This window comes from Paramesorhizobium salinisoli, assembly GCF_003335045.1.
In the GTDB taxonomy this organism is placed as follows: domain Bacteria; phylum Pseudomonadota; class Alphaproteobacteria; order Rhizobiales; family Rhizobiaceae; genus Paramesorhizobium; species Paramesorhizobium salinisoli.
The window spans coordinates 23098-44409 of the sequence record NZ_QOZG01000012.1; the positions used below are offsets into that span (position 1 = coordinate 23098).

Genomic DNA, 21312 nt, shown 5'->3' on the forward strand with positions numbered 1-21312 from the left:
AACCATACCAAGGTCTAGGCCAGAGGCCGGTCGCGGATATCGGCGGGCAGTGATGCCCAGGCGCGGATCAACTGCCCGACGGAGGCAAGCTGCATCTTGCGCATCACATTGCCGCGGTGGAGCTTGACGGTGATCTCGCTAATGCCGAGGTCGAAGGCGATCTGCTTGTTGAGCCGGCCATGCGCGACTTCGCGCAGGACCTGACGTTCGCGCGGCGTCAGGGTCATGAATCGCTCGACGTGCTGCTTGATAGTCCGGGCTTCAGCCCGTTGCGCGACATCCCGCTCGATGCCAGTCACCACGGCGTCGAGCAGATTTTGGTCTCGAAAGGGTTTTGTGAGGAAGTCGACCGCTCCAGCTTTCATCGCCTGAACCGTCATGGGAATGTCGCCATGGCCGGTGAGGAAGATGATCGGTTTTGCATTACCCCTCGAAGCCAGTTGATGCTGCAGGTCGAGGCCGCTTGATCCGGGCATGCGGACATCCAGAACCAGGCAGCCAGGCCGGTCGGGAAGCTCCAGCTCCAGGAGTTCGCGCGATGTGGCAAAACCATCGACGTCGAGGCCGACCGATAGCATCAGTTCCTGAAGCGAGTTGCGTACTTCATCGTCGTCATCGACAATGAGAACCAATGGACGATCCGTAACGGCAGTGGACGTGATCATGAAAGAACCTCCCTATATCCCGCCTCTCCGAGAGCCGGAACAGGCACGGTCTCCTGCAACTTTGTCTCCGCTCCGTGATTTCAGGGCGGCAGTTTTGGCGTAGCGGGCCTGCGGGTACGGGCCTTGCCCCTCTCATCAAGCCAATCGCGAACGTCATCCGAAAATTCGGGCGGTGCCTTGCGGTCGAGGACGCGTGCCACGTCAGCCAGCGTTTGACTGGCCAGGCAGTCGCGCATCGCCTTTTCAGCACGCAGCATCACCGCGTGTATCGCACATGTGCCAGCCGTCGCCCACGCGGGCGGCCGGTCACCGAACACCGCGCAGCGGCCGCGGATCTCCTGGCAATCGAACAGCGGCTTTTCGCCTTCGATCGCATCGATGATTTCCAGGATGCTGATATCGTCTGGCGTTCTGGCGAGCAGATATCCGCCACGCACGCCTTCCGACGCCCGAACGACCCCCGCCTTCTCGAGCTTCGGGAATATCTTGGCGACAAAGCTTGGGGAGATCCCCTGGAAATCGGCCAGATCACGGCTGCTCACAGGCGCGGTGGAACCGGCCAGCCAGAGCAAGCAGTGCATGCCATATTCTACGCCTACCGTCAGATGTGCCATAACGCGGACTGTATCAGTCCGCGTTATGCGACGCAAGGCGAAAACGGTGACCAATACCGATATTGACGATGAAGTACTCCGCTCCGCAATGGCGGAGGAGGCATATTCGCGAGGGGTGAGGCGACTCAGGCGACCGCGACGGGTGGCTGAACGGGATGAACTCCGCGCGCGGCGATCTGCATGCGGTTCCAGACATTGATGGCGCCGATCATCATCGTCAGATCGATAATTTCCGCTTCGCTGAACTGGCTTTTCACCAATTCGTAGTCAGCATCCGGTGCGCCGGTCTCGGCGATCTTCGTCAAGGATTCGGTCCAGGCCAGCGCCGCCCGTTCACGGTCGGTGTAGAGCGGTGAGTCACGCCATGCATTGAGCATGATGATCCGCATTTCCGTCTCGCCTTGCGAACGGGCGTCCTTCGCATGCATATGGATGCAGAATGCACAGCCGTTGATCTGCGAGGCACGCAGCTTCACCAATTCGCCCAGGCTGTGTTCAAGTCCGCCAGCGGCGATTGCGGTCTCAAAGCCCACTAGGGCCTTGATAAGATCGGGAGCAACTTTAAAAGGAGAAAAACGTGGGGTCATTTCCGGTTTCCTTGTGCCGGGTTGAAGACAGCCAACTATGCCTGCCGTGGCGGGTTGGAGCCATCATGCCGGGGGCGCTCACTCCCGCTACTTTGGTTTATGGCACCCTGAATGAAGGATTTGGGCGGACTGTCGATTAAGTCAAAAGCGGGCGAGCAAATGCGGTTATGAGCGCAGTGCGCCGCTTGCGGTCTTTTCAATTGTTCTTCCCGCAAGGAAGATGCCGAAATTACGCCAAGGGAAACTTGATTCTAATGACCCGCCTGATGTCCATTTGTTTCACCCCCCGCGACCGTTACGAGACGCATCGCGTCGCCACGCCGCTGGAGCTGATGTTCGATCTGGCTTCGGTGATCGCCATAGCCGCCGCCGCGCACGGGTTGGCCCACGCCGTGGAACAAGCCCATGTCGTGCAAGGGGTGATCGCCTTTCTCTGCAGCTTCTTCATGATTTGGTTGGCCTGGATGAACTACACGTGGTTCGCTTCCGCTTATGACGACAATTCGACGGGTTTCCGTGTGCTGTCGATGGTCATCATGTTCGGAGCCTTGATCCTCGCAGCCGGAATTGGGGCGGTGTTCGACCAACAGCGCATCTGGCTTGCGCTCCTGGGTTTCATCGTGATGCGTCTGGGAATGGCGGTGTTCTGGTTGGGCGCTGCCAAGGGCGATCCGGAGCGGCGGCGGACCGCACTACGCTATGCGGGCGGAATCAGCGTCGTGCAGCTTTACTGGATTGCCCTCGTGGCGGTCGTGCCGCCGCCGACGGCTCTTTATCTGCCGATGTTTCTTCTTGGGGCAGCGGGGGAATTGGCGGTGCCCGCGATCGCCGAACGCCACGGCGCCACCAATTGGCACCGTCACCATATAATCGAACGCTATGGTCTGATGAACATCATTGTTCTGGGTGAATGTTTCATCGCGATCACGGCGATGATACACTTGCAAGGCGGTCGTGCCTTGCCGGATCCAAGCCATTTGTGGTTGGCGCTCCTGTCGGCAGCCATCGCATTTTCGATGTGGGGACTTTATTTCACCGAAGAGGATTATCTGGCGGATGCCAAACTCGGTCAAGCCTTGCTCTGGGGATACGGCCACTTTGCCCTGTTCGCGGCAGGCGCGGCGACAGGGGCGGGCTTATCCGTCAACTTGGCGGCAGCGGGCCATGACGCTCATATCACCGCGCAAGCGGCGATGCTGGCCATAGCACTCCCGGTGGCGATCTATGTCGCAACGCTCTGGGTCATCCGCGACCGTATCTGTCTCGGCGGCGCAGGACGTTGGCTTCTATTGGCCGTGGCAGCGTTCATCCTGATCATCGGCGCAGCCGCCTCCATGGCCATGGAACTGATCACGATCCTGCTAATCTCAACGGCACTCTTCCGCCGCCGGATGACGCGCACCCGAGAAAGGAATATTTCATGAGCGCCGATCGGGACCTCCAGAGATCGGGGCCGACACCATCCGAATACTGCCGATGATACGCTACGCTGATCCGGCACGTCTCCGCAGCGCTTGGGGGCATGCGTATGGCCGCGAGGACTGCCAGGTTGCTCGAAGATTTGGGTGAGCTGCGCCCTTGCGCAGGGCGCAGCTTTTGTCGTGTGAGGCGCTTACATATCCGCCACACGCTCCGGATCTGCTGAGGCCAGCGCCGCGGCACGTTCAGCCTTCGGCGGATATATCCACACCGTGTTGATCTCCTGCTTGATCTTCTTGGCGTCCTCGCCGACCATCTCCACCTCGCGATCCCAGCCGCGGGTGAAGATTGCGCCGGCTTCGCCAAGGTCGAGGCAAACGACGTAGGTCTTCTGGTGATAGCGCCGGATCGGCACACCCAGCAGTTCGGCGGCCGCGTTGTTGCCCGCGAAGGCGCCCATGCGGGTGGCATGCTGGCATGACATCAGCGCATAGTTGCCGACGTCGTCGCATGCGGCGCGCGCCGCGTCGCCGCTGGCAAACACGTCAGGCAGGGATAGTACGTGCAACCATTTGTCGACGAGCAGCCGGTCAAAATGGTCCCGCGCGGCAGGAATTTTCGTTGTCAGCGGAGCGGCGCGAAAGCCTGCCGCCCAGATCACGGTCGCGGCTTCAATGCGCTCACCGGTGCTCAGCGTGACGCCGGATTCGTCCAGCGATGCGACGCCGGCATTGAGCCGCGTCTCGACGCCGAGGTTGCGCAGTGCATCTTCAATAATAGGGCGAGGATATTCACCCATATCCGGGGCGAGTGTTGGGCTACGATCGACGATAATGACGCGCGGTTTGGCATTTTTAGCAAAGATGGTCCGCAGGCGTGAAGGCATCTCCGTTGCCACCTCGATTCCTGTAAAGCCGGCGCCTGCAATAACGACGGTGTCGCGCGCCTTCGAGGCGGGCATAGCCGCAAGCTTGTGCAGGTGGCGGTCGAGGGCGATTGCGTCGTCGAGATTGTCGACGCTGAAGCCGTGTTTTGCGAGACCGGGAATATTCGGGCGGAACAGCCGACTACCGGTTGCGATCACCAGACGATGATAGCAAAGGGACTTGCGCTCCCCGTTGGAATTAACGACGTCCACGGCGCGGGCTTTGGTATCGACAGCTTCGACGCTGCCTTGCACGTAAACCACGTTGACGGCGTCAAGCACCTCCTTCAAAGGCGCAGTAAGGGTCTCGGGCTTCGGCTCGTAAAGCCGAGGGCGGATCACCAACACCGGATGAGGAGCCACCAGCGCGATCTCGAGTTGTTCGGGCGAAACGTTTTCGATGTCCCGCAGGCGGGCTGAGGAAAGAGCGGCGTGCATACCTGCGAAGCCGGCGCCTACAATGACGATTCTCATGTTCTCTACTCTCTGAGTTTTTGGTTCGAACGGCCGCGCGTCGTCGTTGCCGCTCTTGATGAGCGGCGCCGTTTATGAGTGATGACGATGCGGATCGGCGAAGCGATATCGCCTGCCCCGACATAGAGCTGAGGCATTTCATTGCCGCAGCTCGCTCGCCCTTGAGGACGTCAAGCCTCGATGAAGGCCAGTAGATCCGCGTTCAGCACGTCGGCATTGACGGTGAGCATGCCGTGCGAGAAATTCGGATAGGTCTTCAAGGTGCCATTCTTCAGAAGCTTGACCGACTTTGGCGCGGAGTTCGCGATCGGCACGATCTGGTCGTCCTCACCGTGCAGCACCAGTGCCGGAATCGTGATGGCCTTCAGGTCCTCTGTCTGATCGGTTTCCGAGAAGGCCTTGATGCCGTCGTAGTGAGCCTTGGCACTGCCCATCATGCCCTGACGCCACCAGTTCTGGACCACTCCTTCTTGCGCCGTGGCGCCCGCGCGGTTGAAGCCGTAGAAGGGGCCGACCGGGACGTCGCGGTAGAACTGGGAGCGATTTGCAGCAAGCGCGGCACGGAAACCGTCGAAAACTTCGATCGGCAGACCTTCGGGATTGGCTGCGGTCTTAAGCATTAGCGGCGGAACGGCCGAGACCAGGACGGCCTTGGCAACACGGCCCGCCGGCTCGCCATGCTTTGCAACATAGCGGGCGACCTCGCCGCCACCGGTTGAGTGGCCGATATGGACGACCGCCTTCAGATGCAGCGCTTCGACAACGGCGAAGGCATCCGCCGCATAGTGATCCATGTCATGGCCTTCGGAGACCTGTGAGGAACGGCCATGGCCGCGGCGATCATGGGCGATGACGCGATAACCCTTGGAGAGGAAGAAGAGCATCTGAGCATCCCACTCGTCCGAGCTCAGCGGCCAACCATGATGGAACATGATCGGCTGAGCGCCCTTCGGCCCCCAATCCATGTAGAAGATGTTGACGCCGTCTTTCGTGGTAACATATGGCATTGCCTGATCCTTTGGTGAATTATCGCTGGTGAGCGTCCGCTGCGTGGCAGGGCTCACCAGCAGTGATTTTTGACGATGGGCCGGATGCCGCAGATGACAGCTGGCCCCTTCGCCCTGCTTCTTGATTGGGAAGGTCAGGTCTGCCTGACCGGTATCGACGACGGAGACCGCCAGCAACTCACCGGTTCGGTCATGCTGGCATCCTCGCTGACGCCGTGGCGGTCTCCTGGCATTTCAGAGAAGCTCTCGCCCGGCCTTGCAGGTCTTGCCGGACCGTCATTGGCCTGACTGCGGTTGGTACCCTCCCGGGACAGTCGCATAGAGGTGCGCCGCCTTATGCGACGCACCGGTGCCCGGTCATTTCCGCGCTGCGGTTGCAAACCACTGCTCGAAGGTGATGTGGCCGATGACGGGATTGTTGTCGGAGACGAGCGAGCCATCTTCGAGTTTGCTACCGAAATAGCGAGCCTCCGGGTCTGCCTCGACCTTGCGAGCATCGCCCATAGCTTTCAAATAGCGAGCAACAAGCTCGCTCAGCCGGACGCGCTCCGGCCCCGAGATCTCCACAACGCCGTTGATCGGCGCGGCCGTCGCCACGGCGGCCATGTTGTCAGCCACATCGTCCGAGGCGATGGGCTGGACGTAAGCTGGCGACAGATGCACCGTGTCGCCGATCGTGCCGGACTGGGCGATGCCGCCGAGGAATTCCATGAATTGCGTCGAGTGGACGATCGTATAGGGAACGCCGGATTCCCGGATGATCGTTTCCTGAGCGACCTTGGCCCGCATGTAGCCGCTGTCAGGCAGCCGATCCAGGCCAACGATGGAAAGCGCGATATGATGCTTTACGCCGGCGGCCCGTTCTGCGGCCATCAGATTACGGCCGGACGTCTCAAAGAATTCGAGCACGGCCTTGTCTTCGAAGGACGGCGAGTTTGCGAGGTCAATAACGACGGACGCGCCGGCGAGCGCGTCAGCAAGACCTTCGCCGGTGATCGTGTTGACGCCGGTATTTGGAGCGGCGGCAATGACTTCATGGCCTTGCTTGCGAAGGCGGTGGGCTGTCTTTGAACCGATCAGGCCGGTTCCACCGATGATGACGATTTTCATAAGTTTCTCCATTAGTGGCGCTCGGCGCGCCGTATTGCCCATGCGTTTCCAGAATGCGGTTGCGGGTGTAGCTTCAGGCCATCGACCTCGTCGGCCGAACTGGGCACGGCTTTGAAGATACGCTCCTGGTTCGGCCATACCCCAACCAGCGGTCGGCAATCCCGGAAGATCGAACCCGGTGGGATCGATCGTCGAGAGGAGGATTACTGCTGGTTGGCAGGGGACGCGTCGCCGAAGCGGTTTGCGGCCGGGTTGGTCTGGTCGGCTGTGGACTTGCTGATCGAAGCCGGAGCGGCATGGTCGACCTTCTGCGCCGCGACAGGTGTGCTGTCATTGGCATAAAGATCGGCGGGCGTGCCGACATTCGGGTTTTCAGCGAAAGCAGCGCCGGCACTCAAGGCGAGGGCAGCAGTGGCAAGAGTAATCTTCTTCATGTTCTATCTCCATTGAGGGTTGGTGGTTGGTTGCCGAAAGGATACGTACCCTGATTGGGCCGTAACCCGATAAGCGATCAGTAGTCCCAGAAGACCGGTACGCAACGAAAGACGTCGCCATCGGCTGCCACATGGCAGACGGATGGGAACGGCAGGTGAGTGGCCACCAGCTGTTCGCCGGTTGCCGCCAGCTCGCGCAAAAGACGGACGCGGACGCGAGCCGCCTCCTCGGGGTCGTGCTCGAAGCCGTTGTACCAGTCGGGTTGGTCGAACCCGACCGCGAAAACAGCATCGCCGGCGAATGTCAGCCGGTCGCCACCGGATGCCAGACGAACTATGCTGTGCCCGGGAGTGTGGCCGCCGGTGCGATAGACCACCACGCCTGGGGCCACTTCATATTGCTCGTCGAACTGCCGCAGATGGCTGCGATACTCTTCCACAAACCGCTTAGCGGTCGACCTAAGTGCGTCCGGGAAACCCTGCGGCATATGAACGTGGGTGAAGTCTGGCGACTCCCAGAACTTAACCTCGGCAGCCGCCACGTGGATCCGCAGATCCGGCCGCAGCCGATCTTTCACGCCGTCGACGAGGAGCCCGCCGATGTGGTCCATGTGCAAATGGGTAAGTACCACGTCGGTCACGGACGCGAGATCGATACCGGCGGACTCCAGTCGCTTGACCAACTGCCCGGCTCGCGGCAGGTTCAAATTCGGGTCCAGTCCTAGGCCCGCATCGACAAGTATGGTCCGATCACCGCTGCGCACCACGACCACGTTCAGCGGCCAGTCGAAAACATCCGCTGGCAGGAACATGTCGCCCAGCCAGGCGGCCCGGGCGGCTGCGTCGGCGTTGTGTCCCAGCATTTCGGTTGGGAGTGGTAGCACCCCATCGCTGATCACCAGCACGTCAATCTCGCCGACACGCACCGCGTAGCGCGACGGAACCAACTCTTCGGGCTTCCGTCTACCGGGACACGAGGTGTTGTCCAAGTTCATGTTTGTATCCTGCTGAGGGCAGTGAATTATCTGGTTCATCTTCGAAAACTCCTGCGTTCGATGTTGGTGTTCGATCCTGCCCGGTCGCACTTCCTCGTGGAGACGCGGTCATGCTGATGAGGTGGTCAGAGATCGGTGACACGCTCATTGCTGATGTGTCACCATGATGATTTATCGAACTTGACTTGGGGGTGCCCCAGAGCGATTGCCGTCGCTATAGAGCGATTGCTGCTAACACCGCGCCTCTGCCAATCGTTCAAGCATTCCCGGTCAGCCTCCTGGCAGCGGCTGCGAGGGCAGTCCAGCAAGGGTAGCTAAGTGCCGCGGCGATCGAGACGATCGATTCGTCGGTCTCGCGCAGCATCATCATGGCCTGCTCCGGCCGGAGCTGGCACAGCCAGACATGCATCGAGAGCCATGTGCACTTTTGAAAGCGCGGCAGAGTTGGGAGCGCAACAGGTCGGCATCCCAAGCCAGTGCTGCTGGATGACCGCGGTTATGATGCCGACGGGATTAGAGTTCCTGTCCGCCAGCACCGAGCTCGGATGAATATCCCTCCAAAGAGCAATCGGCGAGACGTACTCAGCTCATTTGGTCGATTGTCGCTTCGGGCGATTCCGCTTCAATCTTCTTGGGGATCTCGACATTATCGATGCGCCTGCGCTGCGGGCGGAGCGTATGGCTGACTGCTCTTGAGCACGACGTGGCAGAAGAGAAAACTGCTGCTAACGCAATCGCAGTCGCCATTCGGTCGGGGTCTCGCCGGTCAATTGCCTGAACGCGGCAGCGAAGGCGGTTTGCGACGAATAGCCGAGCGCCGCGGCAACGGATACAACCGGCATTTCGGGGTCACGCAGCATGTCCATTGCCTGATCGAGCCGGTATTGGCGCAGCCAGGCATGGGGCGAAAGCCCGGTGCTCTCCTTGAAGGAACGGCAGAAATGGAAGCGCGATAGGCCGGCATCCGAAGCAAGGGCAGCGAGAGAGACATCTGCATCGCTATTCGAGCGCAAGCGTTCGATGGCGCGGCGCAGCACCATCGGCGACAGCCCGCCGACGACCGGCTGGGCGGTGTTGGGCGAGCCGACATGCGTCATCAGGAGGCGCGTGGCGAGGAGTTCCGTCAGTTGTTGCCTGAACAGGGTATCCAGCGGCCCATTGCCTTTCAGGGAACCGACCGCGCCCAAGAGCAATTGGGACATAACGGGGTCGTGATGCGCCGTTCGGTCGAGAAGATCTGCCTTGGTCGCGGTCTCGGCTTCTTCCGCAACGCGCTTCAGCATTGCAGGAGGAAGATAGAGCTGAACGACATCGACAGGTTTTGGAATATCCCATCGGGAGCTTGATCCAGCCGGAATGATGACCACGGCCCCACGACGAAACGTTCCCGGCGAAACAGTTCTTCCCGATCGCCGCTCCATGCGCTGTACGACGCCGTTGTATGCCATGATGACATGATCGCTCATGGGCTGGACGACATCGTGCAACGGGTCATGTTTCCAGTGGGCGATTCCGCCACCGGAAGGGTCCAATGCCATGCTAAATGGCGTGGTCCCGAGGGCCCGGGCCATCTCGGCATCGGCAGCACGCCCCTCGACATTCGATGCATTGCTGTTTTGCGCCACGGCCGACGGATTTGCTGAGTGATCATGCAAGTTGGACTTATTCATGGCTGATTGGCCTTGACCTTCAGGAGATGGGCGAAAACGACATCATTATGACGCTAGGTCAACGCGTGTTGACGGTCGAGCTATACCTGAGGATAGGCAGCCCTGTGCGAAGCCCGCTGACCGTGCATTACGGCCACGCCAAGGCCGATGTCGGTGCGTGCGCGGCAACTCAAGAGCCAAGGATTCCGTGGCTGCCTTCGAGTTGTCACCGAGTGGGCCACACGCCGTCGAAAAGCAGAAAGGTCGATGACCTCTCCAAATGTGAGACCGTGACAACTTTCCGCACCATGAGGTAATTGCTCGCCTTCGTACGTTTGAAGGCGCTCAGTATCAGGGAACATCAGCGCTCGAAGGAGATCCCCAATGAAGCATTATGTTGGCCTGGATGTATCGCAACGAGAAGCCGAGGCTGATTTCCACAAATGGCGGAGCTTCGGCGCCGCCTTTCTGTGTGGGTTTGTCTTGCAAATGTAGGCAAGGCAATCTACATTGTATTTGTAAGTATCTACATGGAGGCAGCCATGCCGATCAACGTCAACAATCCCGAGGCCGATGCACTAACGCGGAAGTTCGCGCAGATAGCCGGCGTCAACATCACTGACGCTATCGTCATTGCCATGAAAGAGGCGATCGAGCGCCGGCGCAATGCCGAAACTCCGCTCCAGACTGCAGCAAGGCTGCGCGAAAAGCATGGCGTCGCTCTGCGTGAAGGCGCGAGGAAGCCGCTGCCAAAAGAAGCCTTCGACGAAATGTGGGACGAAGGCTGATGTTCGTCGACGCCTGCGCCATCATCGCGCTCCTGTCCGACGAGCCCGAGGCTGAGCGGGTTTCCGATGCGCTGGCCGGCGCGCAGGAGCGAATGACGTCTCCCGTCGCTGTGCTGGAGGCAGTCCTCGCCCTCGCGCGTCCTGACAAGTTCGATATCTCGGTGGAGGCGGTTGAGCCAATCATATTGGAGTTCCTTGAGGCGCGCGGTATCGAGATCCGCGACCTGCCGCCAGCGGAGCGCACCACCAGCCTTGCCCTGTCGGCCGCGCACCGGTTCCGCACCGGTCGCCATGGGCTCAACCTTGGCGACTGTTTCCACTATGCCTGCGCCAAATACTACCGGGTGCCAATCCTGGCGACCGACGACGAGTTCCGGCAGACGGATCTCGATACGGTTCCCTGACTCGCTGATGGACGACTGAACCAGCGGGGCCCGGCTGAGCCCAGTTCAAGGCTCTTGATTGGGTCTTTCGGGACTCCGTCCCAATCGCATACGCTATGTTGTGTCCTGGCAATGCAATTTAGCCATTTACGTTGCGTCCTATGGGTGGGTCTTACAGGCGATCCGCCCGCTGAATGGTCAGTTCGTCGCGTCCAATCCAGGCCTCGAAATCGGAAAGATGGGCAAAGGTCGCCGGCCGCAGCTTGCCCCATTTGGTGGGGTCGGAGACGAGGAAGCGGCGCTGCGAGCGGGCGATCGCCGCCTTCTTCACCGCGACCTCGTGGAAGTGGAAGCAGGTCACGCCTTCATTTTCATGGATGCCGGCGGCGGAGAAGAAGCCCTTGGTGATGTTGATTTCCCGAAGCATCCGCAACGCGGTCTCGGAGGAGAAGCTGCCGCTTTCGGCATGATAGATGCCAGCGATCATGAGCAGGGTCACCCCTTCGAGACGTACGATCGATTCGGCGATGTTCATGGCCTGTGTGACCACGGTGATATTCGCGTTCCGCGGCACGAGGGGTGCAAGATGCTGGAGGGTGGAACCGGCATCGATGAAGACCGTGTCTTCCGGCTCGATGAGCTTCGCGGCTTCCTGCGCGATTCTGCGCTTGGCCATGATATTGGTGCTCTGGGCATGGGTTAGCGAATAGCGCTCGCCCTTTTCCTCGGCCGACATGATGTAGCCGCCAAGGCAAACGATCCCGTTATCCCCATCACCCAGATCACGGCGGATAGTGATCTCGGAAGTCTCGAGCTGCTGCGCGGCATCCGCGATATGCACGATTGCGCCGCCCTCGCATAATTTCTTCAGAGCCTTGATGCGCGAATCCCGTCCAGATGGTCTGGCCACGTCTGTTCTCTCCAAGCGTGTGTCTCACGTCGCCACTGCGCCTCTGGACCAATTTTTTGCAAGTGCAAACATAATCCGAAGGGTTGCTAGTTATGAATGGATATGATCATAATGAGCCGTGTCGATCAATACGCTCTCGGAATATTGCATCGATTTTGTCACTAAGTGCCCCCGCCTGCAGCGCTTTTTGCAGGTCATCGGGGTTGAGGAGGAGCTACTATGAAGACTTTGCTGACGGCAGCTTCGGTTGCCCTGTCACTCTTGGCTTCGTCTGCAATGGCGGAGCAGATTGTTGACACCACCAATGTCAACAAGGACCTGATCGCCACCAAGGGCGACAAGAAGTACACCATTGCCACGGTGGTGAAGGTCGACGGCATTGCGTGGTTCGACCGTATGCGCAACGGCGTGGAGCAGTTCAAGGAAGACACCGGCAACGATGTTTGGATGGTAGGTCCCAGCCAGGCCGACGCCGCAGCCCAGGTGCAGATCATCGAGAACCTCATCGCGCAGGGCGTTGACGCGATTGTCGTCGTTCCGTTCTCGGTGGAGGCCGTCGAGCCGGTGCTGAAGAAAGCCCGTGACCGCGGTATCGTCGTGATTTCGCACGAGGCCTCCAACCTGCAGAACACCGATTATGACCTGGAAGCCTTCGACAATCTCGCCTATGGCGCCAATCTCATGAAGGAGCTTGGCAAATATATGGGTGGCAAGGGCAAATATGTCACCACGGTCGGCTCGCTCACGTCCAAGAGCCAGATGGAATGGATCGATGGCGCCGTTGCCTACCAGAAGAAAAACTTTCCCGACATGGAAATGGTCGGCGACCGTCTGGAAACCTATGACGACGCGGCAACCGACTACACCAAGCTGAAAGAGGCCATGACCACCTATCCCGACATCAAGGGCATCCTTGGTGCGCCCATGCCGACTTCGGCGGGTGCCGGCCGCCTGATCGCCGAGGGCGGACTGAAGGACAAGGTCTTCTTCGCCGGAACGGGCCTGCCTTCCGTGGCGGGTGAGTATCTCGCCAAAGGTGACATCCAGTACATCCAGTTCTGGGATCCGGCCGTAGCAGGCTACGCCATGAATATGCTGGCCGTCGCCGCGCTCGAAGGCAAAAAAGACCAGATCAAGGCAGGTCTCAATCTCGGCCTCGAGGGCTATACTTCTCTCGCCACGCCGGACGCGAGCCGCCCGAACCTGCTTTATGGTGCAGGCTGGGTCGGTGTGACCGCCGAAAACATGGACAAGTACAACTTCTGATCATCGTTCAAGCCGACGCCCGCCTTGATGCAGGCGGGCGTCGGCCCGACCTGCGCTCAAGCAGCGCAGCGTCCTGTCAGAGCTTGCCGGAGAAAAAATGTCCGAAAATCTGATCGAGCTGAAAAATATCAGCAAACGCTTCGGCGGTGTGCGCGCACTGGATTCTGTTTCGATGAACATCCGCCCAGGCGAGATCCACTGTCTGGCCGGCGAGAACGGATCCGGGAAATCCACCATCATCAAAGTCATGTCCGGCGTCTACACGCCGGAAGAAGGCCAGATTCTCATCAGCGGCGAGCCGGTGTCGAAGCTCGATCCGATCAAGGCCGTGCAGAATGGCATCCAGGTCATCTGGCAGGACTTTTCCCTGTTCGGAAACCTCACCGTCGCGGAGAACCTGGCCCTCAACACCTACATTCTCGAAGGCCGCGGCCGCATGGACTGGGCGCGGGCCCGCAAGATGGCGCGCGAAGTGCTGGCAAGGCTCGATGTCGAGCTTGACATCGACGCCGATGTCGAGACGCTGCCGACTTCGGGAAAGCAGATCGTGGCCATTGCCCGCGCGATCCTCGCCGAAGCCCGCCTCATCATCATGGACGAACCCACCACCGCGCTGACGCGTCACGAGGTGGACGCGCTCTTCGCCATCGTGCGCGACCTTCAAGCCCAGGGTATCGCCGTTCTTTTCGTCAGCCACAAGATGCGCGAGATGCTGGAAATCTCCGACCGGCTGACCGTCTTCCGCAATGGCAAGAAAGTTGCGGAAGGCCAGATGTCGGAATTCGACGAGCCGGCTATCACCCGCGCGATGACGGGCTTGGAGCTTGAAGAACAGCCCTATGTGGCGAATATTTCCGCCGACACCGCACCCGTGCTGGAGGTGAAGAACCTTTGCGTGCCCGGCATAGTGGAAGGCGTCGACCTGGAACTGCGTCCCGGTGAGATCGTCGGCATTTCCGGCCTGATCGGATCGGGCCGCACCGAACTGGCGCGTGCGCTTTTCGGCATGGAAAATGCCAGAGCCGACACGTTCCGCATCGGGGGACGCGACATATTTCCCCGCTCGGTGCAAGAAGCGATCGGACTTGGGATCGCCTATGTGCCGGAGGATCGGTTGAGCGAAGGCCTGTTCCTGACCCAGTCCATCGAACGCAACATGGTGGTCTCCATCATGGACCGCCTGCGAAAAGGGCTATTCCTCGACCGCAAGGCCATGCGCTCGAAAACCGAGGACATGTTCGCCACCATGCAGATCGCAGCGCCCTCGGCGGATACGGCGGTTGGCAATCTGTCCGGCGGCAATGCGCAGCGCGTGATGCTTGGCCGGTGGCTGCTGACGGGCGCGAAGATCCTGATCCTGAACGGCCCGACCGTGGGGGTGGATGTCGGCTCCAAGGCCAAGATCCACAAGATCATCCGTGATCTGGCGCACAAGGAGGGGCTGGCGGTCGTGATGATCTCCGACGACGTGCCGGAACTCACCGGCAACTGCAATCGCATCCACGTCATGCATGGCGGGCGGTTCGTCGCGCATTTCGAAGGCCAGGCCATGAGCGAAGACCAAATCAATGACAGCCTGAAGGCGTTGAAATAGGGCAGCCCGATGAGAAGGTTACAATCCACGGAAGCCGTGATCGCCGTCGTCCTCATTCTGGCGATGGTGCTGATCGGGCTGGTCAATCCCGCCTTTTGGGGCGTGGGCAACCTGTTCAGCCTCGCCAAGTCCAATGTCATCATCGGCATCATGGCGCTCGGCGTGCTGCTGGTCATGATTTCGGGCGGCATCGACGTATCGTTTCCCGCCATCGCAGCGGCGGCGCTCTACATCACCGTTCGCACCATGGTCACGCTCGACTATGACGGCGTGCTCCTGCCTTTCATGGCAGCCTGCGTGATCGGTGTGGGGCTCGGAGCTTTCAACGCGTTCATCATCGATCGCTTCAAGATGATCCCGCTGATCGTGACGCTGGGCACGGCCTCCATCGTGCGCGGCCTGGTGCTGGGGTTGCTGGGCACCTCCATCGTCAATATCAACAAGATGCCCCACGGGCTCATCGCCTTCGGAAGCCAGGACATCGCTGCGGCAACCGCGTCGAACGGTGCCAATGTCGGTCTGACGGCGATGGTCCTGGTCTATGGGGCGATCGCCTTGGTGATCCATTTCGTGCTCAGGCACACCATGACCGGGCGCTCCGTCTATGCCTATGGCGGCGATCCGGAGGCGGCGCGCCGTGCGGGCGTCAACACCCGCCGCACGATCTACTTCGTCTACTGCACGGCGGGACTGCTCGCCGGTTTCGCGGGCCTGCTGCACAGTTCCATGATCTGGCAGGCCAATCCGCGCGACTTCGTCGGGCTGGAGCTCGACGTGATCGCGGCTGTCGTTCTCGGCGGCGCGTCGATCTTCGGCGGGCGCGGCTCGGTTCTCGGCACGATGATCGGCGTCTTCACGCTGGTCATGGTCAAGAACTCGCTGATCCTGATGAAGGTGGACACCACCTGGCAACGCGTGGTCGTGGGCGCCATCATCATTCTCGCCACGGCAATCACGGCCTGGCGCGACCGCAAGAAACTGGCTTGAGGGGAGGGAGCACAATGACCGCCAAGGCCGAAAACAAGCCCTTCTTCCGCCGTCTGCTCGGCGAAGACGCCTCCATCATACAGCTGGGCGTGATCACGCTCGCGATCTTCGTGCTGATGTCGGCCATGAATCCAGACAAGTTCCTGCGCTACTACAATTTCGAGTCCATCACCTATGTGATGCCGGAACTCGGCATTCTCTCCATCGCCATGATGGTGGCCATGCTGACGGGCGGCATCGACCTCTCGATCGTCGGCATCGCCAATCTGGCCGCCATCACCGCAGGCATCTATTTCCGCCATCCGGCGGTGGCTGAAGCCATCGCGGCGGGTGGCGCGGGCGTCGTCTTGCACACGATCATGGGGGTCCTCATCGCGCTCACGGTGGGCCTTTCCGCAGGTCTCTTGAACGGCATCCTGATCTCGCGCCTGCGCATCATCCCGATCCTTGCGACGCTAGGCACGGGCCAGGTCTTCGCTGGCCTCGCGCTGGTGCTGACCGGCGGTCCGGCCATCGTCGGCTTTCCGCAGACCTGGAACTGGCTCGGCACGGGCAAGTTGCTCGGCATCGCCGCCCCCTTCTGGGTGCTGATCGTGGTGGCGGCGATCGTCGCGATCCTGCTGCGCCGCACCCATCTCGGCGTCAACTTGATGCTGATCGGCACCAATGCGCGCGCCGCCGTTTTCGCCGGTATCAGAAGCTCGCGGATGATCCTTTACTCTTATGCGCTGACGGGCGTCATGGCGGCGATCGCGGGCATCCTGCTTTCGGGCCGCACGAACTCCGCCAAGGCTGATTTCGGTGCATCCTACCTGCTCCAGGCGGTTCTGATCGCGGTTCTGGGCGGCACGAACCCCGCCGGCGGCAAGGGCAAGGTTCTGGGCGTGCTGCTGGCTCTCGTGGCGCTCATGTTCCTGTCATCGGGCATGCAGATGATGCGCACCTCCAACTTCATGATCGACGCGGTCTGGGGCGGTTTCCTCGTGCTGGTCATCGCCATCAACTATCTGAGGTCGCGGAAATGAGCTCTTTCGGACGCTCAAAGGCCGTTGGCCCGTCTGCCGGCACCAAGACTTTCAACAAGGACTGAGCCCATGGATGTTCAAGAACGCGCCGGTCGCATTGCCGTTGTCGGCTCCAACATGGTCGACCTGATCACCTATATTACCCGCATGCCCGCTCCCGGCGAGACGCTGGAAGCGCCAAGCTTCGAGATCGGTTGCGGCGGCAAGGGCGCCAACCAGGCGGTTGCTGCAGCCAAGCTTGGTTCTCAGGTGAGCATGGTCACCAAGGTCGGTGATGACCTGTTTGGCGAGAACACGCTGCGCAATTTTGCCCAATACGGCATCGACACGCGCCATGTCGCGAAAGTGGAAGGCAAATCTTCCGGCGTGGCGCCCATCTTCGTGGAGCCGTCGGGAGAAAACGCCATCCTCATCGTCAAGGGCGCCAATGCCGATCTCCTGCCCGCCGATGTGGATGCTGCGGAAGAGACGCTGCGCCAGGCCGATCTCATCTTGATGCAGCTTGAAGTGCCGCTGGATACCGTGCGCCACACGGTGAAGCGCGCCGCCGAATGGGGTGTGCCGACGATCCTCAATCCTGCACCGGCCACGCCGGAGCTCAATGTGGGGGACCTGCGCAGCCTCAGCTTTCTCGTCCCCAATGAAAGCGAACTTGCGCAGCTTTCGGGCATGCCGACTGGCAGCGAGGAAGAAATCGCTTCGGCCGCCCGCAGCCTGATCGAGCAGGGTATCGGCACGGTCATTGTCACCCTCGGTGGGCGCGGTGCGCGTCTGGTGACAGCGGATAAGGTCACGCCCATCGATCCGGTGCGCGTGACACCGGTGGATACCACGGGTGCGGGCGATGCCTTCATTGGTTCCTTCAGTCATTTCTTCGCCGCAACGGGGGATACGGAAGAAGCGCTGAAACAGGCCGCGCGCTATGCGGCGCAGTCTGTCGGACGGCGCGGAACTCAGAAATCCTACGCCTCTGCCGAGGAATTCGTGTCATTTTGCGAGGGCTTGGGCCCCTCTGCACCACAAGGGGCTTCCAATGTCTGAAAGTCATGAACGCAATCCCGGCACCGCGCTGGAGCGCGGGTGGTTCGAGGATGTACAGGTCAATCGCTCAGCAGCCGAGCGTCGCGCCGCCTCACTCACCAGTGCACGCACGGTAAAGAAGGCCCATCAGGCCGCCTGGCTTCTGCGCGCCATCCAGTGCATCGACCTCACGACGCTTGCCGGTGACGACACGCCGGGGCGCGTGCGCCGGCTGTGCAACAAGGCGCGCCAGCCCGTGCGCCAGGACATTCTCGACGCGCTTGGCGTTGGCGATATCGGCTTGAAGACGGGTGCAGTCTGCGTCTATCCCACCATGGTGCCCCATGCGGTGAAGGCGCTCGAAGGCTCGGGCATTCCGGTGGCTTCCGTCGCGACCGGTTTTCCCGCCGGCCTGACGCCGCTTGCCCAGCGGCTGGCCGAAATCCGCTATGCGGTGGAAGAAGGTGCTGCCGAGATCGACATCGTGATCACCCGCGAGCATGCGCTGCTCGGCAACTGGCAGGCGCTCTATGATGAGATTCGCGCCATGCGCGAGGCCTGCGGCGAGGCGCATATGAAGGCGATCCTGGCGACCGGCGAACTAGGCACGCTCACCAATGTCTATCGCGCCTCCATGGTTGCGATGCAGGCGGGCTCCGACTTCATCAAGACCTCCACGGGCAAGGAGCCGGAAAACGCGACACTCCCGGTCTCGCTGGTCATGCTCAGGTCCCTTCGCGATTATCGCGATCTCACCGGCCACAAGGTGGGCTTCAAGCCCGCCGGTGGGCTGAAGACCGCCAAGGATGCCATGAATTGGCTGGCCCTCATGAAGGAGGAACTAGGCGGTCCGTGGATGGAGGCCGACCTCTTCCGCCTCGGCGCATCGTCGATGCTCGCCGATATCGAGCGTCAGCTCGAACATCACGTCACCGGTCGCTATGCCAGCGCCGCGCACCACGCCTTAAGCTGAGGTCTGACAAATGAACATCAAGGACATCATGCAAACCATGGATTACGGTCCGGCACCAGAGGCCACCACCGATGTGGTGGGCTGGCTGGAAGCCCGCGGGCGCGCCTTCGGTCATTTCATCAATGGCAGCTTCACGGGCGCGGATGCCACGGAGATCGCCGTCGAAAACCCGGCCAATGGCGAGACCCTGGCGCGCATTCCCGCCGCCGGCGAAGCGGAGGTAAATGCCGCCGTCGCCGCCGCCGCGAAAGCATTCCCCGCCTGGTCGAAGCTTTCAGGCTTCGAGCGCAGCCGCTACCTCTATGCCATCGCCCGCCAGCTTCACAAGCGCGAGCGCTTCTTTGCCGTGTTGGAAAGCCTCGACAATGGCAAGGCGATCCGCGAGAGCCGCACGGCCGACATTCCGCTGGTCATCCGCCATTTCTACCACCATGCGGGTTGGGCGGCGGTGGCCGAAACCGAATTCACCGATCGCGAGGCCGTGGGTGTGTGCGGGCAGGTCATCCCGTGGAACTTTCCACTCCTGATGCTCGCATGGAAGATTGCCCCCGCACTTGCGGCCGGCAACACGGTGGTTCTCAAGCCCGCCGACCTGACGCCTTTGACGGCCATCGCCTTCGCCGAGCTCCTGGTGGAGATCGGTCTGCCCAAGGGGGTCGTGAATATCGTTCATGGCGGGGCTAAGACAGGCGCGCTTATCGTGCGCCATCCGGATATCGCCAAGATCGCCTTCACCGGCTCGACCGCTGTCGGTCGCGAAATCCGCCGTGCGACGGCGGGCTCGGGAAAGAAGCTGTCGCTTGAGCTTGGCGGCAAGTCGCCCTTCGTCATCTGCGCGGATGCCGATCTGGATGCGGCGGTGGAAGGTGTCGTCGATGGCGTCTGGTTCAACCAGGGCGAGGTCTGCTGCGCGGGCTCGCGCCTTCTCGTCCAGGAGGGGATTGCCGAGCGCTTCCTTGAAAAGCTGCGCGCGCGCATGAACCATCTGCGCGTTGGCGATCCGCTCGACAAGACCACCGATATGGGCGCCATTGTTTCCGCCGGCCAGAAGGCTCGCATAGAGGCGCTGCTTCAGGGCGCGGATGCGGAAGGCTATCGCCTCGAGCAGGCCACTTGCTCGCTTCCCGAGCGCGGTCACTTCATCGCCCCCGGATTCTTTGCCGATGCCGATCCGGCGGCGACCGTTTCGCAGGTCGAAATCTTCGGACCCATCGCCGTCACCACCACCTTCCGCACAATCGACGAGGCGGTGGAACTCGCCAACAACACGGCCTACGGCCTTTCCGCTTCCATCTGGTCGGAAAACATCAATGCCGCGACCGAGCTTGCAGCGCGGGTGAAGGCAGGGGTCGTCTGGATAAACGCCACCAACATGTTCGACGCCAATGCTCCTTTCGGGGGCATGAAGGAAAGCGGTTATGGCCGCGAAGGCGCGCGCGAGGGCATGGCCGGCTACCTCAAGCGCAAGGGCGGCAAGGCTGAGAAGCCGTATAAGCCCGTGGCAGTCGACTTCACCGCCTCCACGGCCACCGAAGGTTCGTCTGACGCTCTCGTCGACCGCACCATGAAGAACTATGTCGGCGGCAAGCAGGCCCGGCCTGATGGCGGGGCAAGCTATGTCGTGCGCGCACCCAAGGGCAGCGTCCTGGGCCTTGCTCCCCTCTCCAGCCGCAAGGATGTGCGCGATGCGGTTGAGGCGGCCCTCAAGGCGAAGGCCTGGGCTGCGAATGCGCATGGCCGCGCGCAGGTGGTCTATTTCATCGCCGAAAACATCTCCGTTCGCGCCGACGAGCTTGCCGCGCAGATCCGCGCCATGACGGGCGTCTCCAAGGAGCAGGCCGAGGGCGAGGTGCGCCAGACGATCGAGCGTTGCTTCTACTATGCCGGTCTCGCCGACAAGGATGACGGTGCGGTCCATGCGACCAAGCCACGTCACCTTACGCTTTCGCTGAAAGAACCGCTCGGCGTGGTGGGTGTGCTCGCCCCTGACGAGGCGCCGCTTCTGGGCCTGATGTCGCTGGTGCTGCCGCTGATTGCCACCGGCAACCGCGTGGTCGCCGTGCCATCTGGTGCCCATGCGCTCATCGCGCAGCCCCTGTTCCAGGTCTTCGATACCTCCGATCTGCCGGGTGGTGTTGTCAACCTCATTACCGGCGAGCGCGATGTGCTGGCAATTACCCTTGCCGAGCATGATGCAGTGGATGGCATCTGGTATCACGGCGGGAAAGAAGGTGCCGCGCGTGTCGAGGCGCTTTCCGCCGGTAATCTGAAGCAGGTCTGGACCAATGGCGGGCGTGCGCTCGACTGGAGCGACGACGCCGTCGGGCGCGGTCGCGACTGGATGGAGCGTGCCACGCAGATCAAGACGATCTGGGTGCCATACGGCGCCTAATCGCGTTCTATGTCGCTCCAAAGCATTCGCGATACTCGCGCGGCCTTATCCCTATAGCGTGCGAAAAAGGCGGCGCATGATCTCCTCGACGCCAA

At 61.1% G+C, this 21312-nt stretch carries 20 protein-coding genes and 1 pseudogene; 10 read left to right on the forward strand and 11 right to left on the reverse strand.

Features of this window, described 5'->3' with window-relative positions:
• Positions 1-14: 14 nt before the first annotated feature.
• The 3 genes from DUT91_RS21080 to DUT91_RS21090 form a co-directional block, all read right to left on the reverse strand.
• On the reverse strand, positions 15-665 hold the full coding sequence (locus DUT91_RS21080; protein WP_114442456.1) for a response regulator transcription factor: 651 nt from the start codon (positions 663-665) through the stop codon (positions 15-17).
• Between the two features lie 80 nt (positions 666-745).
• Positions 746-1279: an RrF2 family transcriptional regulator gene (locus DUT91_RS21085; protein WP_114442457.1), complete on the reverse strand. Its 534-nt coding sequence runs from the start codon at positions 1277-1279 to the stop codon at positions 746-748.
• 125 nt (positions 1280-1404) lie between these two features.
• Positions 1405-1866, reverse strand: a complete 462-nt coding sequence (locus DUT91_RS21090) for a carboxymuconolactone decarboxylase family protein (protein WP_114442458.1) — start codon at positions 1864-1866, stop codon at positions 1405-1407.
• A 254-nt stretch (positions 1867-2120) separates the two neighbouring features.
• Here DUT91_RS21090 and DUT91_RS21095 point away from each other — a divergent pair, with 254 nt between their 5' ends.
• Positions 2121-3290, forward strand: coding sequence for a low temperature requirement protein A (locus DUT91_RS21095; protein ID WP_160113686.1), 1170 nt, complete (start codon positions 2121-2123; stop codon positions 3288-3290).
• Positions 3291-3478: 188 nt separating this feature from the next.
• Here the strand turns inward: DUT91_RS21095 and DUT91_RS21100 are convergent, their stop codons facing one another.
• The 7 genes and pseudogenes from DUT91_RS21100 to DUT91_RS21130 all read right to left on the reverse strand — a co-directional run bounded on the left by DUT91_RS21100 (position 3479) and on the right by DUT91_RS21130 (position 9900).
• A complete protein-coding gene (locus DUT91_RS21100) occupies positions 3479-4684 on the reverse strand; it encodes an NAD(P)/FAD-dependent oxidoreductase (protein WP_114442460.1) in 1206 nt (401 codons plus the stop codon).
• Between the two features lie 170 nt (positions 4685-4854).
• Positions 4855-5691 (reverse strand): alpha/beta fold hydrolase, encoded by an 837-nt coding sequence (locus tag DUT91_RS21105; RefSeq protein ID WP_114442498.1) that lies wholly within the window; start codon positions 5689-5691, stop codon positions 4855-4857.
• A 117-nt stretch (positions 5692-5808) separates the two neighbouring features.
• A pseudogene (locus tag DUT91_RS26805) lies at positions 5809-5996 on the reverse strand (cupin domain-containing protein); the annotation flags it as partial.
• Between the two features lie 52 nt (positions 5997-6048).
• Positions 6049-6801 (reverse strand): SDR family oxidoreductase, encoded by a 753-nt coding sequence (locus tag DUT91_RS21110; RefSeq protein ID WP_114442461.1) that lies wholly within the window; start codon positions 6799-6801, stop codon positions 6049-6051.
• Between the two features lie 203 nt (positions 6802-7004).
• A complete protein-coding gene (locus tag DUT91_RS21115) occupies positions 7005-7235 on the reverse strand; it encodes a hypothetical protein (RefSeq protein ID WP_114442462.1) in 231 nt (76 codons plus the stop codon).
• A gap of 77 nt (positions 7236-7312) precedes the next feature.
• Complete coding sequence (locus tag DUT91_RS21120) at positions 7313-8230, reverse strand: MBL fold metallo-hydrolase (protein WP_425373830.1); 918 nt, start codon at positions 8228-8230, stop codon at positions 7313-7315.
• A 725-nt stretch (positions 8231-8955) separates the two neighbouring features.
• Positions 8956-9900, reverse strand: a complete 945-nt coding sequence (locus DUT91_RS21130; protein ID WP_114442465.1) for a helix-turn-helix transcriptional regulator — start codon at positions 9898-9900, stop codon at positions 8956-8958.
• Between the two features lie 521 nt (positions 9901-10421).
• Here DUT91_RS21130 and DUT91_RS21135 point away from each other — a divergent pair.
• Entirely contained in the window at positions 10422-10667 is a 246-nt protein-coding gene (locus tag DUT91_RS21135) for a type II toxin-antitoxin system VapB family antitoxin (RefSeq protein WP_114442499.1), read from the forward strand.
• Positions 10667-11071 carry a type II toxin-antitoxin system VapC family toxin gene (locus DUT91_RS21140; RefSeq protein ID WP_114442466.1) on the forward strand — a complete coding sequence of 135 codons (405 nt, stop codon included), beginning with the start codon at positions 10667-10669 and terminating at the stop codon, positions 11069-11071. Before DUT91_RS21135 ends, DUT91_RS21140 begins: the two co-directional genes overlap by 1 nt.
• 151 nt (positions 11072-11222) lie before the next feature.
• Here DUT91_RS21140 and DUT91_RS21145 read toward each other — a convergent pair whose 3' ends face one another.
• The gene (locus DUT91_RS21145) at positions 11223-11960 is read right to left on the reverse strand and encodes a DeoR/GlpR family DNA-binding transcription regulator (RefSeq protein WP_114442467.1); all 738 of its coding nucleotides are present in this window, start codon (positions 11958-11960) and stop codon (positions 11223-11225) included.
• A 219-nt stretch (positions 11961-12179) separates the two neighbouring features.
• On the opposite strand from DUT91_RS21145, the gene DUT91_RS21150 reads away from it, so the two are divergent.
• The 7 genes from DUT91_RS21150 (at position 12180) to DUT91_RS21180 (ending at position 21217) form a co-directional block, all read left to right on the forward strand.
• Complete coding sequence (locus DUT91_RS21150; protein WP_114442468.1) at positions 12180-13226, forward strand: autoinducer 2 ABC transporter substrate-binding protein; 1047 nt, start codon at positions 12180-12182, stop codon at positions 13224-13226.
• A gap of 97 nt (positions 13227-13323) precedes the next feature.
• Positions 13324-14820 (forward strand): sugar ABC transporter ATP-binding protein, encoded by a 1497-nt coding sequence (locus DUT91_RS21155; RefSeq protein WP_114442469.1) that lies wholly within the window; start codon positions 13324-13326, stop codon positions 14818-14820.
• A 9-nt stretch (positions 14821-14829) separates the two neighbouring features.
• The gene (locus tag DUT91_RS21160) at positions 14830-15807 is read left to right on the forward strand and encodes an ABC transporter permease (RefSeq protein WP_114442470.1); all 978 of its coding nucleotides are present in this window, start codon (positions 14830-14832) and stop codon (positions 15805-15807) included.
• Positions 15808-15821: 14 nt separating this feature from the next.
• Positions 15822-16832 carry an ABC transporter permease gene (locus DUT91_RS21165; protein ID WP_114442471.1) on the forward strand — a complete coding sequence of 337 codons (1011 nt, stop codon included), beginning with the start codon at positions 15822-15824 and terminating at the stop codon, positions 16830-16832.
• 69 nt (positions 16833-16901) lie between these two features.
• Positions 16902-17873, forward strand: a complete 972-nt coding sequence (gene rbsK, locus DUT91_RS21170) for a ribokinase (protein WP_114442472.1) — start codon at positions 16902-16904, stop codon at positions 17871-17873.
• Positions 17866-18825, forward strand: coding sequence for a deoxyribose-phosphate aldolase (deoC, locus tag DUT91_RS21175; protein ID WP_114442473.1), 960 nt, complete (start codon positions 17866-17868; stop codon positions 18823-18825). The genes rbsK and deoC overlap by 8 nt, the downstream gene beginning before the upstream one ends.
• Positions 18826-18835: 10 nt before the next feature.
• Positions 18836-21217 (forward strand): aldehyde dehydrogenase family protein, encoded by a 2382-nt coding sequence (locus DUT91_RS21180; protein ID WP_114442474.1) that lies wholly within the window; start codon positions 18836-18838, stop codon positions 21215-21217.
• The last annotated feature ends 95 nt before the right edge of the window (positions 21218-21312 follow it).